The 17972-nt window shown below is 45.0% G+C and carries 17 protein-coding genes, 1 other RNA gene and 1 pseudogene; 5 read left to right on the top strand and 14 right to left on the bottom strand.

Annotated elements, in window-relative coordinates; translation table 11 throughout:
- The first annotated feature begins 14 nt into the window (after positions 1–14).
- Positions 15–401 carry a ribonuclease HI family protein gene (locus V7R88_RS06825; protein ID WP_003640505.1) on the top strand — a complete coding sequence of 129 codons (387 nt, stop codon included), beginning with the start codon at positions 15–17 and terminating at the stop codon, positions 399–401.
- Here the strand turns inward: V7R88_RS06825 and V7R88_RS06820 are convergent.
- On the bottom strand, positions 398–1504 hold the full coding sequence (locus V7R88_RS06820; protein WP_057717201.1) for an NAD(P)/FAD-dependent oxidoreductase: 1107 nt from the start codon (positions 1502–1504) through the stop codon (positions 398–400). The genes V7R88_RS06825 and V7R88_RS06820 overlap by 4 nt on opposite strands.
- 157 nt (positions 1505–1661) lie before the next feature.
- Entirely contained in the window at positions 1662–2456 is a 795-nt protein-coding gene (locus V7R88_RS06815) for an alpha/beta hydrolase (protein ID WP_057717202.1), read from the bottom strand.
- A gap of 256 nt (positions 2457–2712) precedes the next feature.
- Between V7R88_RS06815 and V7R88_RS06810 the strand changes: the two genes are divergently transcribed.
- Complete coding sequence (locus V7R88_RS06810) at positions 2713–3792, top strand: hypothetical protein (RefSeq protein WP_338816587.1); 1080 nt, start codon at positions 2713–2715, stop codon at positions 3790–3792.
- A 154-nt stretch (positions 3793–3946) separates the two neighbouring features.
- On the opposite strand, the gene V7R88_RS06805 is transcribed toward V7R88_RS06810, so the two are convergent.
- From V7R88_RS06805 to V7R88_RS06770, 8 genes and pseudogenes are all read right to left on the bottom strand, one after another.
- Entirely contained in the window at positions 3947–4624 is a 678-nt protein-coding gene (locus V7R88_RS06805) for an ATP-binding cassette domain-containing protein (RefSeq protein WP_057717204.1), read from the bottom strand.
- On the bottom strand, positions 4624–5382 hold the full coding sequence (locus V7R88_RS06800; RefSeq protein ID WP_057717205.1) for a hypothetical protein: 759 nt from the start codon (positions 5380–5382) through the stop codon (positions 4624–4626). Before V7R88_RS06800 ends, V7R88_RS06805 begins: the two co-directional genes overlap by 1 nt.
- A gap of 141 nt (positions 5383–5523) precedes the next feature.
- A complete protein-coding gene (locus V7R88_RS06795) occupies positions 5524–6582 on the bottom strand; it encodes a S66 family peptidase (RefSeq protein WP_154904634.1) in 1059 nt (352 codons plus the stop codon).
- Between the two features lie 81 nt (positions 6583–6663).
- The gene (locus tag V7R88_RS06790; RefSeq protein WP_080373143.1) at positions 6664–8007 is read right to left on the bottom strand and encodes a GH25 family lysozyme; all 1344 of its coding nucleotides are present in this window, start codon (positions 8005–8007) and stop codon (positions 6664–6666) included.
- 147 nt (positions 8008–8154) lie between these two features.
- Positions 8155–8643, bottom strand: coding sequence for a GNAT family N-acetyltransferase (locus tag V7R88_RS06785; RefSeq protein ID WP_057717207.1), 489 nt, complete (start codon positions 8641–8643; stop codon positions 8155–8157).
- Between the two features lie 97 nt (positions 8644–8740).
- Positions 8741–9820, bottom strand: coding sequence for a S66 family peptidase (locus V7R88_RS06780; protein WP_057717208.1), 1080 nt, complete (start codon positions 9818–9820; stop codon positions 8741–8743).
- A 153-nt stretch (positions 9821–9973) separates the two neighbouring features.
- Positions 9974–10792: pseudogene (locus tag V7R88_RS06775) on the bottom strand (glycosyl transferase); the annotation flags it as partial.
- On the bottom strand, positions 10793–10948 hold the full coding sequence (locus V7R88_RS06770) for a hypothetical protein (RefSeq protein ID WP_225588461.1): 156 nt from the start codon (positions 10946–10948) through the stop codon (positions 10793–10795).
- A 195-nt stretch (positions 10949–11143) separates the two neighbouring features.
- Here V7R88_RS06770 and V7R88_RS06765 point away from each other — a divergent pair, with 195 nt between their 5' ends.
- The gene (locus V7R88_RS06765) at positions 11144–11896 is read left to right on the top strand and encodes an alpha/beta fold hydrolase (protein ID WP_338816582.1); all 753 of its coding nucleotides are present in this window, start codon (positions 11144–11146) and stop codon (positions 11894–11896) included.
- 166 nt (positions 11897–12062) lie between these two features.
- Here V7R88_RS06765 and V7R88_RS06760 read toward each other — a convergent pair whose 3' ends face one another.
- From V7R88_RS06760 to V7R88_RS06745, 4 genes are all read right to left on the bottom strand, one after another.
- Positions 12063–13208, bottom strand: coding sequence for a THUMP domain-containing class I SAM-dependent RNA methyltransferase (locus tag V7R88_RS06760; RefSeq protein WP_054399138.1), 1146 nt, complete (start codon positions 13206–13208; stop codon positions 12063–12065).
- Positions 13209–13377: 169 nt separating this feature from the next.
- An RNA gene (gene rnpB / locus V7R88_RS06755) (RNase P RNA component class B) lies at positions 13378–13752 on the bottom strand.
- A 15-nt stretch (positions 13753–13767) separates the two neighbouring features.
- A complete protein-coding gene (gpsB, locus tag V7R88_RS06750) occupies positions 13768–14109 on the bottom strand; it encodes a cell division regulator GpsB (protein ID WP_003638751.1) in 342 nt (113 codons plus the stop codon).
- Positions 14110–14183: 74 nt separating this feature from the next.
- On the bottom strand, positions 14184–14753 hold the full coding sequence (locus V7R88_RS06745) for a DUF1273 domain-containing protein (RefSeq protein WP_003640485.1): 570 nt from the start codon (positions 14751–14753) through the stop codon (positions 14184–14186).
- A 114-nt stretch (positions 14754–14867) separates the two neighbouring features.
- Here V7R88_RS06745 and recU point away from each other — a divergent pair, with 114 nt between their 5' ends.
- On the top strand, positions 14868–15491 hold the full coding sequence (gene recU / locus V7R88_RS06740) for a Holliday junction resolvase RecU (protein ID WP_057717210.1): 624 nt from the start codon (positions 14868–14870) through the stop codon (positions 15489–15491).
- A gap of 11 nt (positions 15492–15502) precedes the next feature.
- Positions 15503–17806: a transglycosylase domain-containing protein gene (locus V7R88_RS06735; protein ID WP_057717211.1), complete on the top strand. Its 2304-nt coding sequence runs from the start codon at positions 15503–15505 to the stop codon at positions 17804–17806.
- Positions 17807–17972 lie beyond the last annotated feature (166 nt).

Here is a 17972-nt window from a genome sequence, read left to right as displayed (position 1 = left end):
TTGGAGTGAGTTTGATGCAATTATATACGGATGCCGCGACCACACCCGATAATCAGCGCAGTGCCGCGGGAATCTTAATTATTGATCAGGGCCAACAACACCAATTCAAACAGGTCTTGCCAGACAGTGATAATCATACCGCAGAATTTCTTGCCGCCATTGCTGGCTTTAAAACTTTATTAGATTCTTATGGTCCGCAAGTCAGCGTCTTTTTCTATACGGATAGTCAAATCGTCGCCGAAAGTGTCGCCAAGGGTTACAGCAAAACTTTCAGTGTCGAACTGGCGACTTTGCTGCACCTGCAAGACCAGTGCCAATTAGTAATCACCCAGTGGATTGCCGAAAGTGATAACCATGGCGCCCATCAATTAGCACAACAAGGCTTACATCTTAGTGACTAATCAGCCGGGGCCAAATAAGTTTCAATTGGTCGTTGATACTGGTCCCAGTCATGGGCACCAGTTTGAACATAGTCGGCTAACAACTTACCAATCATGGGTCCTGTTGTTAAACCAGATGAACCTAACCCGCTAGCTACCAAAATATGTGGGTTATCCGGAATTGGACCGAAGAACGGCGCAAAGTCACGCGTGTAGGCACGCGTACCCACTTTTACCTGCGTAATTTGATCCTTAGTCAGGTTGGCATCAAGTTTGAGCCCGCTAGCAAAGAGATCATCTTCAACCAGACTTGAAACTTGCAAATCATAACCTTGATCATTTTCGTGCGTCGCCCCAACGACCAATTTGCTGCGCGTAAAGGGAATAAAGTCTCGTTCACCCTCAGGCATGAGCACTGGAACATCGTCAGCCCAAGTCTCAGGCAGCTGCATTTCAATCAACTGCCCTTTTTGTGGCCGAACATCAGCAACAATCTTCATTGGCAACAATAACGGCTTTAGCCACGCCCCGACTGCTAAAATCAACGTGTCATAGCTTTGCTGACCATTAACCGTCAATAGTTGGCCCTGGTCACCTAAACGTACCTTACCTTTATGACGGACCAGGTTCCGCTTTTCAGCGTATTTCAGTAAATTATGTGCAAACTTATCGCCATCGACCCGCGCACCACCACTCACAAACACACCGGGTTGGGGCGCCGTTAGCAGTGGGATCCGGTCTTGGACTTCTTCAGCAGTTAATTTCTCAATCGTTCCCATCTGGGGTGCCGCTTGCCGGCGCTTTAGCGCTAAATCGTATAGCGCCTGCAAATCATCTGGATCGGCACGAGTCACAATCGTTCCTGCTTGTTGATAAACAGAATAGCCCATTTGCGTGTCCGCAACAATTTCTGGATATAAAGCAGCCCCAGCCTTAGCAAGCTGATACCAACGCTGATTACGACGCTTAGATAACCAAGGTGAAATAATCCCCGCTGAATTCTTAGTCGCTTGACCAATACCTTCATCATAAATCGTGACGTTCAGGTCAGGGTTCTGGCTTAAATAGTACGCCGTGACCGCCCCAACAATGCCACTACCAATAATCGTTACTTGTTTTTGCATTTTCCAACGCCTCCACAACCAATCTGCTTTCATTTTAGCATACTCGAATTTTTTGCGGGTGGCTGATTCAGTTGGATTAAAATCAGATCATTCGTAAATGTTGCTGGCACGAGCTTTGCGGCAATTAATTTAATACCGTGGACTGGCTCTTTGCCCCTTATGACTGAGACAGGGCAATCAATAGTTGTTGCCGGACAAAATTTTCGTTCGTCCAGTGTAAATAATGCTGACCTGGTGCATGAACCAAGTGACCAAGCTGGCACCACGGTGATTGTTGGTACGCCGTCAAGCGTTGGTCAGTGACTAAAACTTGGATTGGCAGCGTCAGTACCCGCTTTTCAGCGGTTCGAAGCGTCGTTACTAATTGTGGTAAGCATTGCGCTTCAGTCAGAATACTCGGGTTCGCGTAAGCTGCTAAATCAATACGGGCATTGGCGGCACGTTCGGCCAGTGGGTTTAAAGGATTAACTTCTGCTAAGAGTTGCTGAAGTGTCAAAGTTTGTCGCTGTTGTACTAGTTGCGGATAGTTTTCAATAAAAGATTGGACGTTTGCAAGAAGTTGTGGTGCCATCGCGGCATAGGGTGGTTCAAGCAAAACTAAGCCACAAACATTATCTAAGTGCTGCTGGGCATATAAGAATGCGTAACTAGCGCCTAAACTGTGGCCCACCAATAATAAGTTGCTCACGTGTTCATGGTGAACCACATCCTCAAGATTGGCTAAAATATGCGGGACAGTGCGCACCATTTGACTATGAATGCTACGGCCCACGCCAATCGTGTCGATGGCAAGTAATCCCACCTGACTTGGCAATCGTGCCATTAAATGCTTAAAATTATAATCAGTGGCGTCCCAGCCAAACGCCGGTAAGCACATCAACGTCGGCTGTTGTGGTTCCGCCGGTCGGTACTGATAGTACACTTGTCCCAATTCCGTCATTAATTGATTCATGATTACTTGCCTCCCACAATGACAGACATCGTAAGTAGTCCCAAATGCTTCTTTATTACAGATAAAACACAGCTTTACAATCAGTCATGCATAGTCTAGTCCACAACTGATCAGTAGAAAATGGTTTTTAACCGCTTTGTTAAATCAACTGACCATTAAAAAAGTGACAAGATTTAAATAATCGTCACATTTTGACCATATTTTCGTTTTACACTTATTAATACGCACGACTATATTGTTTTAAAGGACTTTTGCCATGTTAGTTATTGTTTGGATTCTTTTAGTTTTATTGTTAGGACTCATGGGTTGGTTGGAATACCACAATCTTCAGCATCCGGTCATCCAGCCAGCTAAAACCCTGGCGCCGCGCGCACAGCTCCAATTGCAACATCAAGTGCGGCAACACGTGACTGATCAAGCACCACGATTGAAATGGTTATATTATGGAATGGCAGCTTGCTGGTGGCTCGGAGTTATCAGTTTACTAGTCAGTTGCTACTTGGTCAGCGCAAAATTAACCTTGTTGATTTTTCCGATTCGGAGTGTTGTCACAAGCATCGCCTTAATGATCGTTGGCATCATCTTGCTAATGATTCCTGCCTTAGTGTGGCCGACGCAAAGTTATGATTACTTGATTGGTCACCCGACTCAAAACCATCATTGGCAGCTAGCCGATACCGCCACGTTTGAACACTATCGTCGCTTTCAGATTTGGTTGGTTTTGGCATTAGACATCTTCATCCTGATTGGTTGGATTAGTTGGGCCTACCGGGTCAGCACCGTTCCCATGGTCACTATTGAGTACCTACTAATGGTGGTGGCAATCGCCGTACCAGTTGTGGCATTGATCACGCTGTTAGCACAACTGCCATACTTACATCAAAACCGATACTTGATTCCGGTCAGCGGGCGCTTTGGCACCCAGCATTATCATGCGAATCAGGCACTCATGCAACAACAACCGGACTTAAAGTCACGGCTAATTATCGTTAATGTTGTTCGGATTATTGGTTACGCGTTGGGGTTGTATGCTTTATGGTTGTTATATGCCAACATTCTTGCACCGGCCTTTACGGTCGATACCAGTATCGTTTACCCCGCAGCGGCGTTTGCCATCATCGGATTGTTAATCGTGTTAACAGCGGGCGGTGTGTGGCTTCCCCGTTTCTATGATTACTTGCAATTATTAGATAACAAGACCTTGACGTTCAAATTGGCCGGTAGCGACCGCTTCCGTCGTTTTCGTTTTCATTTGTATTACTTCAAGTTGGCATTCAGTATTTTATGGATCGTTATCTGGGCATTGATCATCGGTTATATTTATTACTTTGGCTAGGTACGCTCACCAATAAGACGCAAAACGGTACTCAGACTAATCTGAGTACCGTTTTTTAGTGTCATTTTATGAGACTTGCCAGCGAGGCCAACTTGAGCGCCAAAGGACTCAAAATAAGTGTCGCCATTGCGGCGCAAGAGCCATTACTGTTATATTACTGCGTTTTGAAGAGCGCAACAAAGTCAGCTTGCGCGCTCGCAGCTTCAAACGTTCGCTTGGACAGTGTCGTCACCTGCCGATCATTGAGCCACAGCACTTGGTAATCTGTAAAAGCATGGAGGTCGCGAACGTCATGTGTAATCATCAAGTAGGTTCGCTCAGGATGGGCTTGCATGACCTGAAATAACAACTGCACGTTTTCCCGATCCACCGCCGCTGTTGGTTCATCCAAAACAATCAATTCGCGATCAACTTGTAAGAACAGCAATAACTGAACTAATTTGCGTTGGCCCCCAGAAAGCTGACCATAATGCTGATCCCATAACGGGGCCAAGAATTGATAAGCTTGGGGATCAATAAGTTGTTGGAGCTGTTCAGTTGTCAATCGTAGTCGTCCGTGCTCGATACCCAAAACCAGCTGGGCAACGTCCCGCACACGAATTGAAGACAGTAACGGGAGTTGTTGGTTCAAATAAATGGCTGCTTTAGGTAGGTCTAATTCACCTTGTGCCGGCCGCAAACCAGTGATAATATCAGCCAGCGTCGTTTTTCCAGCGCCATTTTGACCAATCAAAAAATTGACACCGGGACTTTTTAATTGAAAACTCACGTCCTTGAAGAACGGTTGCCCATTTCTTGAAAATTGATATGCTAAATGCTCAACACGCATCATTATAAGCCCTCCGTTGGCAGAATCTTAATGTGCCGATAGCTAAGTCCGCCAATAACCAATAATACGATCAGACTCAGAAGATAAGTCGTCATAAAGTGGCTGACGGGGCCCATGCTGATCATCGCAAAGACATTAGTAACTAAGTAAATGGGACTAACCAGGTTGAGCAACGGGTTACTGGCAGACACCGCCAGCATGTTACTCAACATAAAGGTCCCCACGACGACGATCAGCGCCAGTGCATTTACAATCGTATCGACAGTTTTACGGCGGAGCGCCAAGGCAATCAAGGGTAAGCCAAAACAAGTGACTGGTAGATACACAAGCAACACGGTCAACCATAAGCGGCCTAGCAACGGTAAAAAGGCCAACTTGAAAGTGATCGCGCTCAACAGGGCCACCAACAATAAAGTCATCAAAATTATGCCCAAGCTGACCAGCGCTTGACTGACAAGAAAAACTGCGGGGCTAACCACCAAGGTTCGATATTGTTTGAGATAACCCTGCTCGCGAAGAATGGCTACACTGCTGGCAGTCGTTAGACAATTGGAAAAAATCATCCAACCAATGTAGGGCACGACTTGAGCCGTATAAGTTGTCAGCGATAAAGGTTTAAAGAAAGCGCTACTGACATTCATGATTAAAAAGACAAGTGGTAAACAGATCGTGTAAATTAACACCCCGGGAGTATCCCGAATGACCTTAAAAAAATACTGCGTGTAGACCCCCACCTGAACGCTATATTTATTCATCACCATCACACTCCTTTTGTTAATCTAATTGTTTTATTATATGTTTATCATTTATCAAAAAGCAAGTATTCTTATACCAGGCATGTAAGTATGGCCAATTTACAAAGTTTTTGAGCTTGCTAAACGTCTTTAATTGCAAAAGGTAGTCTAAAAATGACTAAACGTCACCGTTCGAGCCTGCGCATCAATCCGGACATCCGCCCCCAATGGCGTACTGAGCATGGGGACTGTATGGCAGCTATCGTAGTCGTAAATAATTGGTAATTGGTGAGCCCCCAGCACCTCCTGTAAGATATCGATTGGCAACCGCCCGCTGCCTTGATCATCGTACAACGCGTGTTTTCCCAAAATAATGCCAGAGATTTGATCAAAAACACCAGCCAACGCTAACATTACGAAATTTTTTTCCAGCGTCGCTGCAGTTTTCTCGGCATCTTCAATAAATAAAAGCTCGTTACCAGTTAATTTTGGAAAATAAGGTGAGTTAAAGAAGCCGTACATGGTGTTCAAGTTCCCACCGATCAAACGGCCAGCCAAAACGGGGGTCGCCGTATAATGCCAAGTATTTGCGTGCATGTGTTTCGGATGTTCAAAGGTCTCCCAATTGACCGCTTCATCCGTCCACTGTGCCGGTGCCTGTTCGGTTACGGCCTGCCCCGGTGCTGCGCGGTAGACTGTCAGAAAATTTTGCCAAGTGGTTGTCACGATCTCTGACTCTAAGGCGCCAAGTGAGGCTACTAAGGCCGGTCCGTAAATCACACGACAGTTAGGCGCGTGCGTTTGCACCGCCAATAACACGGCCGTCGCATCGGAGTAACCAACAATTGTTTTGGGATACTGATTGAGATACTCGTAATCGAGCATTGCTAGAACCGAATTTGCGTTTGTCCCACCAATCGTTGCCATCAAAATGTCCAGCGAATCATCATGAATTAACGCGTTGATTTCGGCCGCCCGTTCTTTGATGGAACCAGCACGGTAACTATCCCGTCGTCCCGTCAAATTACCGGCAACTAAGGTCACTCCTTGGGTTGCCAAGAACCGTCGTGCGCGAGCATAACGGTTTGGCGATAATGCCGTAATCGGCGTTGATGCAGAAAATGTCCCAATTTTCATTGTATTCCCACCCCGTAAGATTAAAATGTAATTAAAATAAGTGTAGCACTTTTTAATCTTTCTAAATTCCCAATCGACGGATTTCGTCAAAAAAACGACTTTCAGCTAATAACTTGCTGAAAGTCGTTTAGTAATCAACTGGCAATGCTCGTATTGAACGACCTAGTCGACTTATTGCGTGACCACGTTTGAGCGGTTGGCTGAAACGTAATTCCCTTTATTCGTTAAATAATAGCGTGAGCCACCCGAGCGTGAATAAACCTTGGTTACTTTAATTCGATCACCCGCGGCGTGGTAGGCGTGTCGATTAGACTTGACAAAGTTTGAAGATTTATAGGTGTAGAGCCCCACTTTAGCCTTGATCCAGCCACTGGAAGGTACTGATTCATAGTACCAATGATCAGATTTAGAGACCTTCGCCGTGATATAACCACCACTCACCTTAATCCGATAGAAATTCCCACTTTTAACCAAATTACCACTGTAGATGCCACCCTTTTTCAAGGTTTTACCCGTTGAAGTTGTCAAATTGACATCTTTGAACAAGGTGCTCTTTTCACGAAGCTTATACAACCGATGTTGGCCGACCCAATAGCCGGTGACGTCCTGGGATAAGACCCATTTATTCAAACCGCTTAAGTAAACTAACTGTTTGGAGCGACTCTTGGTGACTGACTTAGTCGCTGTGACCTTGTAGTATTTTTTCTTAGCGCTAGTAGGAACTTTCGTGCCGTCATAATAGCTCGACGCCCCATTATTGAGGTACACATGCTGCCCTTTCGTATAGCTACTGTAGGCATACGTCGTGCTAGTTGAACTGGTCGACGATGATGCCGAAGTCCCAGAAGTCCACCAGCTTAACGGGTGGTAGGTCGTCACGGAGGCACTATCATACAAACTGTTATCGACATATTGTCCTAGCGAAGATAAATAATAGCTACTGGAATATTGCCACAATGAGAACGAAATCGTCGGCTTCGAGGAGTAATTTGCAATCCACTGGGCGTCAAAACTTTGCCGTGCCGTGTTGGCGTATGTGGTTGCAAATGACTGGTACGAATAAAAAATCAACTTCTTGCTCGTTAACGACCGCATCTCAGTATACCAAGCCTTGACAGCCGCGTTGGCCGCCGCGCTACTCATGGAAGTCGTTTCAAAATCCAAGACGTAGAACTTCGTGTTCTTATTTGCGCGTTGATAGAACTTATCTGCCTCGGCTTTAGCAGTCGCGGTACTCGTAAAGGTCGCATAGTCATAGGACCCGAACGGAACACCATATTTCACATAGAGACTCTCATTAGAGGTGTGGTAGAGATCCTCATAACTACTCCCATATTGCACCCGGTTAATGACAAAGTCAGCCTGACTCTTCAAACTTTGAACCTCAGTACTCGTTAACTGACCTTGCCACTCTGAGATATCCGGCACCGCCGCGTGTGCCTGAACGACCCCAATACCACCTAAAAAACAACCCAAGAGTAGCAGCATCAACCGCCACTTTTTCTGCATGACCAAATTACTCGCCTTCCCATCATTAGTTTGATATGTACGTTTACTGCACACCTTATCCTACCGATAAAATGTGCAGAAAGGTTCTCAAACTGATTGCAGTCGTTTTACAATTTGTTTACATTATAAACTAATGCAGGAAAGTGTGATTTACTAGTGGAATGATTCATGTGGAAACTTTTCTAACCGATACAGACCTTCATCATCCGGGTAGCTTTCCCCAGGCTTAGGGCAATACCCGAAGTGTTGGTAAAATAAGTGCGCAGTCACGGACGCTGGAACTTCTACACGGTGGGCGTGACTGAAATAGATATCCTGTTCAAGGGTATGCAGAATTTGACGACCGCCGCCCATGCCCTGAATCGCAGGATCAACAAAAATCGTGAACAGACTGTACTCACCCGGACGCCCCCAGTACGACCCAATCGCCCCGGTCGCGACGAGTTGCTGCTGAAAATAGCCGACATAAAAGTGCGTCGCAGCAGCTTTTTGGCATAGCCAAGCCGGTGTCATCTGGGCAATAAGCCGATCCAAGTATGCTTTAGGATAGTCACCCTGATTACTCGTCAGTAATGTGCGCGCAATCAGTGCCGCTGCGGCTGGCCCATCCGTAGTTTTAAAACGTCGAACTTGTAATTGCATATGACAACTCCTCTCGTATTGCACTATTCTTTGATCGTTGCAATGAACAAAGAATGTCTTTTTGATCGTCTGCCGATACCAATTTGACAATGACCACTTAAACTTCCGCAAACCAAGGTTCTAAAATTTTTAACGTGGCTTGATCAAAATCGATACACACTTGCGCCCCATATGGAAGTGCCGTTCGCGGAAAAGCGTGACCAAAATTAATATTATACAGAATTGGCAATTTCAAATCGGCTGTCTCATCGATCAAAATTTGGCGGTATTCCTGATAATAATGCTCATTCTGCGGCTTACCTACAATCACGGCGGAGACGTTTGTCAAAATCTCAGCTTGTCGCATTCGTTGCAGCATCCGCTTGAACAAATCGGGCTGCGGCTGTTCGTCACTCGTTTCGATAAACAGAATTTTTCCGCGCCATTCGGCTGCAGATGGAATCAGTCTGAACTGTTCCGCAACTTGCCGTTCGTCCGGATAGCGGGTCGTGGTCAATAAATCATAAAAGCTGTCCAGGCAACCACCAAGTAGCGTTCCACTGATTGTCCCGTGACCACGTAACACTTCGTAATGGTGCATTTCGGTGTGGGTCATGCGCCGCGTTCCCTGCGCCGATTCACTGAAATCTGTTCGTTCGTCATACCACACGGGACTGCTAATAATGCTTGTCTGCGGCGGACTTTCAAAGTATCGCTTCCAAGTATTCGCAGTATACGGCAACATCTGCGGCCCTAATTCGGCCAAATCGCTTAAAAAATTGGGGCCATAAAAAGTTTGCAGTCCCAGCTGATAAAACATCAAATGATTGATCGTCGTATCTGAAAAGCCTGTGAACAGTTTAGGCGACCGCCGAACCGCCGTCTTAAACTGCTCATCAGCCATCAAATATGGCACGGTTCGATACGTATCATCACCGCCAATTGCCGCTACAATCCCCCGGATACTTGGATCCAGAAAGGCCGTCTTCAAATCGGCGGCTCTTAAATCAGGGCGTTGCTGTAAAACCAGTCGCCCTTTCAAGGCATTCGGCATCATGACTGGGACGAGCCCTAGTTGTCGCATCCGTTTTAGCCCCCGATTCAATTGATGCTGCTGCGTGAGTTCTCCGAGCGTCCCGCTCGAAAGACTGACGACGGCCACGTGATCACCAACGTGCAATGGTGCTGGTTTTAACATATGCTCACCCTTTCTTAATTTAATTTAAAATTAATTTTATCATCATTATATAATATTTTAAATTGTTATTTAGTTTTTATTCATTTTCAATGTAACCACCGACTAAATAGGTCACTGAGTCCGCAACTCTGCATGACTCAGTGACCCGTCACCCTATTGTAACCAATCTTTTATGTCAACCAAGCGAAACTTATGCGTACCCGCTGACCATCGTTCTGGCTGTGCCTTAACCATTGCCAACAACTCTGTCAGTGACTCGGAACCACCATTTAACTTTTGCAGTAATGCTGAGACCAGTGGGGAACGTGGTTGCGCACCAACTAATAAACAATGTTCACCTTCAAAGGATAACACGTCACCTCCCGCCCGTAAACGGCCAAACGGGCGGCGCAACTTGACGGTACCCAAAATCAGCAAGCCGCCTTGTTCAAATAACGTTTGCAACAACCAATAATCGAGTTTAAAGTGGTTAGACCGTTGTCGTAAATCGGCCGGCAATGCTTTAGCTACTGGTATAGTCGTTTTGAAATTCCGACTATACTGATGCCACGATTGAACCCAGTCCTCATGCTCACAGATAAATCGCCGGGGTAATGTCAATTGACCTGCATAATCACAAATTTTTTTAATCGCCGGATCACTCATTATTGACGGACTGGCTTCAAAAGTAGGACGCAATTGTCGTATCAGTTCAATAAACTCTGCTCGATAATCGGCAAAGCCTGGTGTTGCTAAATTAATCAAAATTCGCTTAGCGACGCAATAAGTCACCGCATCCTGATACGTCCCCTTGGCGTGCTCAATGGCATCTTGATAGGCGGTCATAATATCAAACAGTCGTGGGTTGGTATAATCTAAAGTTGTCGAACCAGCGTGTTTATAATAATTATAAAATGGTTGTTGCACATAAGCGACTCGCTCACAGCAGCTCAACATGTCCAGCAAAATATCTAAATCCTCGTAGACCATCCGCTAATGATAGATATGCTGGTCCATAGCATTCTTGATAATAACAATCGACCGCAAATATTTTGGTAACGCTTCAAAATCACGAGTGACCCACATCGCAAAATATTGCTGGACTTTTGCTTTTCGGTCCCGAAGTAGTGCCGTTTCGATTGCAGTCATTTAAAACACCTTCCGTTTTAAGATTACTTTTTAGAGGCCGTAATTCTAGTTAATAAACAGGCGATTACCATTATTTTAACATCACTAACAATTAACAAGACCAAATATTGACTAAACAAGTCTATCAGTTGTATTCAGCAGTCATTTCTGGCACAGTTAACTTAATCATAATATTAATAAAGTGAGCCGATAAATATGATCAAAGTTACTAACCGACACTTTCAAGATGTGCCTGCGCTGGAAGTTGTTACTACAACCCATTTAGACCAACCGCTGCCACTAGTGATTTTTTACCACGGTTGGCAGTCCAATAAAGAACTCGTGTTGACCCAAGCACGTAAACTGGCGCGCAAGAATTTACGAGTCGTCTTGCCCGATGCCATGAATCACGGTGAACGACACCAAATCGTTAGCCAGATTCCTTCATTTACTTTTTGGAACAGTATCCAAGGTAATCTTGGCGAATTCGAGCTAATTGTGAATTACTACCGGGAGCGTAAACTCATTTTGAATGAGCAGATTGGTGTCAGCGGTTATTCAATGGGTGGCATGACGACCGGGGCTTTATTGACCCATCATCCTGAAATTAAAGCAGCCACAATCATTATGGGGACCCCTAACCTGAACGCGTACGCCCAATTAGTCCGCAAACATGCGCAGGCCCATGCTTATTACATTCCCAGTGATTTAGCCCTATTGACCAGTTGGCTAGATCACTATGATCTTAACCTGCAACCGGAAACCATCAATCATCGGCCACTTTTATTTTGGCATGGTACTGAGGATGAACGGATTCCTTATTCACAGTCTCGTAATTTCTTTGACCGCGTGCATACCGCCCCGTATGCTGAACAAGTGGCATTTATCACGGGTTATCAAGCCAAACATCTGGTCAAAGTGCCCCTGATGAACAAAGTTGCTAATTTCTTCGATTATTATTTAAATTAATTATCAAAGGCTCAACCATGGTTAACGTTAGCCTTAAAAGAGCGTGCTTAGTCGGTCACCCGATTAAACACGCTCTTTTAAGGCTACTCAAACTATCTGTCACACATTGTAATGATCGTTATTGTTAGCTACAAATTGTTTTTCTTTACCAACAAAGGTCGCCTGCTTATTCCGTCCGTGCTGGCCGAATTCGTTTGCCCCAATATTGGAAATAATCTGTCCGTAACGCACCGTTATAGAGTTTCCGGCGTTTCGTGGCTTTTTGTCCATAGAAGTCTTCAAATTCTAAGTCACTGGTCAGGATATACTTGCTCCAACTTGGTAATTTACTGTAAACTTGGCCCATTTGCCGATAGAGAATCCGGACGGTATCCCGATCGCTTAGCCGCTCCCCATATGGTGGGTTGGCAATTAGGACCCCGTTGATCTTGTCAGTCGTAAAGTCTTTGACAGCCAGTTGTTTGAAATGAATGTCATGCAACAACCCGGCTTCCCGCGCATTCAGCTTGGCAATGTCAATCATTTTACCGTCAATATCGTACCCACTAATATCTAGCTCAGTGTCGTAATCGGCTAAACTATCAGCTTCGTCTCTCAATTGTTGACTCAGGCCAGCGGGAACCCAGTCCCATTTTTCACACGCAAATGCGCGGTTGAACCCCGGGGCAATGTTGCGCGCCAGCAAAGCGGCTTCGATTGGAATCGTCCCCGAACCACAAACTGGATCAACAAATGGATTATCCGGATACCACTTAGCTAGCATCACTAAGGCAGCGGCCATGTTTTCTTTTAAGGGTGCGCCCCCCTTTTCGACTCGGTAACCCCGTTTGAATAAACTAGAGCCAGTTGTATCCAGCGTTAACAACACGTGATCCTTATTGATCGCCACTTCTAATGGGAACAAAGCGCCCGTCTCCGGAAGGTGCCCACTCCGATGATAAGTATCGGCTAATTGATTAACGATTGCCTTTTTGACGATAGATTGCACGTCGGGAACACTGTGGAGCTTAGAATTGCGCGATTTACCTTCAACTGGAAATTCAGCGTCCATCGGCAATAACTGGTCCCATGGCAATGCGAGGGTCTTTTCAAACAACTCATCAAACGTATAAGCATCAAATTCACCAACGATGATCTTGATTCGATCAGCCGTTCGTAACCACAAGTTGGTCCGCAAAATATCTTTGATCGTTCCGTTAAAGCGAACCCGGCCATTTTCAGTTTGAACTTGATACCCTAAATCTCGCAATTCACGCCCCACTAATGCTTCAATTCCGCTAGCGGCGGTGGCAATTAATCTAAATTCTTGCATAGTTTCCTCCTGCGACGCCTGTTCTGCAGGCGCATCTTGTTGAGTAAATATTTCCACTAAATTGGTTTCCTCACCTAGTTTAGCATAAGTTGCTAGTTTGCTAACTGATCGAATAAAAAAACTGGGACAAAAGCGAACTTTTGTCCCAGTCTCCTGTCTAAATGTAAATTCCTGTAGGCCATGTTTTGTACCTAGTTAAAGTACAGGGTCTGTTAACTAGGCGGTAATCATCTATCTCGAGATTACTAATCTCCCCCCACATTTAGTTCAGTTCCTTATGTGAAGCGCCCCTACCGTAGTTTGGGTTGCCCGCTCGTGGGGTTTACCGCGTTCCAACTCAACCGTTTCCAATTGAGTATCGTCACTGTGGCACTTTTCAGGAATACTCGGGCATAGCCGAAGCCTTAGCCGTTTTTCCCGCCGTTACCGATAAATCGGTACCCCGGCTTATTTTTTCACCGAGCACGAACACTACAAGCATCGCAGCTTGTGCGAGCATGGACCTTCCTCAGCCGACATAAGCCGACCGCGATTACCCAGAATTTACATCGAATCACAATTATAGACGGTGTGATTCATTTTGATTATTATCTAATTGGGCGCCAAAGACATGACGTTCCAAGTTAGACAAACGTTTCAGAATATCCATATTCGTCACCGTACTAGTCGGTTGTGAAGATGGACTGGTTGCACCGACAGCGACTTGCTTGGTAAGCTCGTCAACCTTGGCCCGTAACCGTTCATTTTCATCTGAAAGTTGTTGGTTATCTTTAGTAAATGACTCATAGTCCTTAATGACATTATCTAAGAAGCCGTCCACGTCGGCGGGATCATAACCCCGCATCTTTGGCTTAAACTCTTTTTGAAGGATGTCTTTGGGAGTAAAATTACGTTTAGCCATATTTAAAAACACCTCATTGTTATTCGCGCGACACCCATTAGGCATCCGCATTACTTAAAACATTGTAGCAGACTTTATTCAAAATTAAAACCATTATTCTGTTTTTCTGCATATTCGTTGGCACTTTCCTGTAACCAGTCGAAGTCGATCAAGGTCAGCGGGTATGGATGGGTGTCACTAAAATTCCGAATCAAATCATAGTCATACGTGGGTTTTCCCGGGTTATCTGGATCATACACCAACGTCGCCGCATCCGTATGGGTAACCATAAATTCTTGGTAATTTTTTAATTGTTGCGGATTTTCATACGGTTGTTTACTGACTGGTGCATGAAAATCGACTTGGGCCAGCAAAGTCTGTAATTTAGCTTGGTTATTTTCATTCCAGCGCCCACCAAATTCACCATATGGTAACATCATTGCCACTTTCAATTCTGGATATGTCTTTTTGAGCGTTAACCCTACTTCCGCTGTCCACTGTTCAATACCGAGCTGACCACCCGTTATCAGCCAATCCATACCATCCTCGATCTGCGTCGTTAAGTAATTAGTTAACGCAAACTTAATAACTTTTAGTTTATCATCCTGATCACCAAAGACATTCAACTCGTAACTCCGGTAACCACTAAGCCACAACCGGCTCATAAAAGAGTCTCCTTTCTGTCACTAAATCGGTCCAAATCAGTTAAAAACTCACAGATATTTCACATTCCCTGCTAGTTAATGGTAAAATGTAACATTATTAGGAGGTTGATTAATGTGACGATTCGCTATCCAAACGGTCAAGTTTATCGCCAACCCGACCCAACTAAATCGAAATCTTCCAAATTTGCTAACGTCAATTTTGGCGATCGCGGAATGAGCTTGGAACAAGAAATCAATGATAGTAACGCCTATTATCTTGAAAATAATATCGCAGTTATTCATAAAAAGCCAACGCCCATTCAAATCGTTAAAGTCGATTATCCCAAACGAAGCGCTGCTGTCATTCGTGAGGCTTATTTTAAACAAGCTTCTACTACTGACTATAACGGTGTCTATCGGGGGAAGTATTTAGATTTTGAGGCCAAGGAAACCAAGAACAAAACAGCCTTTCCACTAAAAAACTTTCATGAGCATCAAATTAAGCACATGCGCCAGTGCTTAGCTCAAAGTGGCATCTGTTTTGTTATTATTCGGTTTGCGAGTTTGGGGCGCCTATTTTTGTTAACAGCCAGCGACTTATTTACTTATTGGGATCATCAAGGAGATGGTGGTCGCAAGTCAATTCCACTGACGGATATTGAACATTTAGCCGCAGAGCTACATTATCAAATCAATCCACGCATTCCCTATTTGGATGCGCTTGATCATATTATTGATGAGACCTCATCAATTCATTAAAGGAGAACATCATGGCAGGTAACAATGAACAGAACTCACGGGTTGCTCGCAGAAAAAGCCAACCTAAACCACCTAAGAAACACTGGTTTCGGCGGATTATTTTATCCTTAGCTGCACTGTTTGTTATCGGGGTACTCGCTGGTTTAGCACTTTTCTTCTACTATGCGCAGACGGCACCAACTGTCACGCAGGGTGACCTTGTTGATACGGGGGCCGTTAAGATTTACGGCAAGGATGACAACTACTTGACCTCTTTGGGAACCAACGACCACGAATACGTTAAGTCTAGCAATATTCCATCCACGCTTAAGAATGCCGTCGTATCGATCGAAGACCGTCGTTTTTATAAGCACAAAGGGGTCGATTATTACCGGATTCTTGGCGCCGCAGTTGGCAACTTAAAAGGTAGCTCGCTCGGGATGCAAGGCGGGAGCACCTTGACCATGCAACTCGTTAAACTTGCGGTCTTTTCAACCAGTACTTCGGATCGAAATTTGAAAGTCAAAGCCCAGGAAGCTTGGATTGCACTTAATCTTGAAAAACATTACAGCAAATCCCAAATTCTGGAATTTTACATCAATAAAGTCTATATGGGTAACGGGATTTATGGTATGGGAACGGCCGCTAAGTATTACTACGGCAAGTCATTAAAAGATCTGAGTCTTAGTCAACTCGCACTGCTCGCAGGTATGCCGCAATCACCGACCTACTACGACCCGACGACTTATCCATCATACGCAACTAGCCGCCGTAATCTGGTGCTGCAAGCGATGTACGATAACAAGGTCATCTCCAAGAGTCAGGAAACCGCTGCTGAAAAAGTCAGTGTCAAAACGGGCTTAACTAGTTCGGGACGGTCAAGCCTGGCAAAGCATGAAAAGACGAATAAGATCTTGGATGCTTACCTGAACGAAGTCCGTCAAGACCTCCTCAAAAAAGGTTATCAATTAACCGATGGCGAGAAAGTTTATACGAACATTGACATGGATGCCCAGAAGCGGCTTTACGACATTGCCAACACGTCTCAATACGTCAACTATCCTAATAATGGCAAACAGACTTTCCAATTAGGGGTGTCGGTTGTTGACTCATACACTGGCAAGGTTTCAGCTATGATTGGTGGTCGTAAAACCGGTAATGTCACGTACGGGACCAATCGAGCTGTCTGGACATCTCGTTCAAACGCTTCGACGATGAAGCCGATTCTCGATTATGGACCAGCCATTGAATACTTGAACTGGCCAACTTATAAATCATTGTCTGATACGAAATACAAGTATCCCGGGACTAACATTTCCGTGCATGACTTTGACAATAATTACTTGGGCAACATGACGATGCGTGAGGCACTGGTTCAATCGCGGAACATTCCAGCAATTCGGGCCTTACAGACCGTTGGTAAGAGTCGTGCCAAAACCTTCGCTAACGGCCTCGGCATGAACCTTAAGACCGTTAACTATGCTAACGGGATCGGTGCTGGTGTTTCCACCCTACAAGTTGCTGGGGCTTACGCTGCGTTCGCCAACGGTGGTGTTTATCACAAGCCATACTACATCCGGAAAGTAACCACTTCGGATGGCGTTACGACATCATATACTAGCACTGGTAAGCGCGCCATGAAGAAATCAACAGCCTACATGATTACCGATATGCTTAAAGGGGTCATCAATAGTTCCACTGGGACGGCGACAACCGCTAAGATCAGTGGTGTTTACCAAGCTGGTAAGACTGGTACTGACAACTATGCTTCTCAGTATAAAAACAAAGTGCCATCCGATGCCGTCGTTGATTCATGGATGGCCGGATACACGAAGAATTATTCGGTCGCCGTTTGGACTGGTTATGATAAGTCCACCGAAGCTGGTGGTTATCTAGATACCTCCAACGAAAAGATCTCACAACAAATTTATCGCGCCATGATGAATTACCTTCAACAGTATTCACCAAACTCTGATTGGACCAAACCAAGCTCGGTTGGCACGACTAAACGGAACGGTATCGAAGAACTTTACGTTGTTGGTCACCTCTTCTCCAGCAGCGAAGCATCATCTGGAACTGCTAGTTCAGCTAGTTCCAATTCAGCAACAACGAGTAGTTCTAGCAGTAGTACGGTAGCAAGTAGTGATCGTTCGCAAAGTAGCAGTAGCAGTTCCGAAGCCGCTTCTTCCTCAAGCAGTGCCGAAAGTTCGTCGTCTGAATCTAGTTCGGAAAGTAGTAGCAGTTCGGAAGCAAGTTCAAGCTCGGAAGCAAGTTCCGAAGCAACTTCATCGGAAACACCGACCGCTGATACTAATAACACGACTGAAGGACAATAAGCATCACCCAAGACCACTGAATTCGATTCAGTGGTCTTTTTAGTTGCATTGTTTTACTGAAATAACACACAAAATTTACATAAACTAAACTCAAAATCAACGTTAACCCGGCGAATTACTACTACAATACAAAGTAACTTAATAAACTGAACAAACTTATCAAGAC

This window comes from Lactiplantibacillus argentoratensis (genome assembly GCF_037290055.1).
Classification (GTDB): domain Bacteria; phylum Bacillota; class Bacilli; order Lactobacillales; family Lactobacillaceae; genus Lactiplantibacillus; species Lactiplantibacillus plantarum.
The sequence above is the reverse complement of the archived record's forward strand: the minus strand, read 5'-3'. Positions and strand labels throughout refer to the sequence as shown.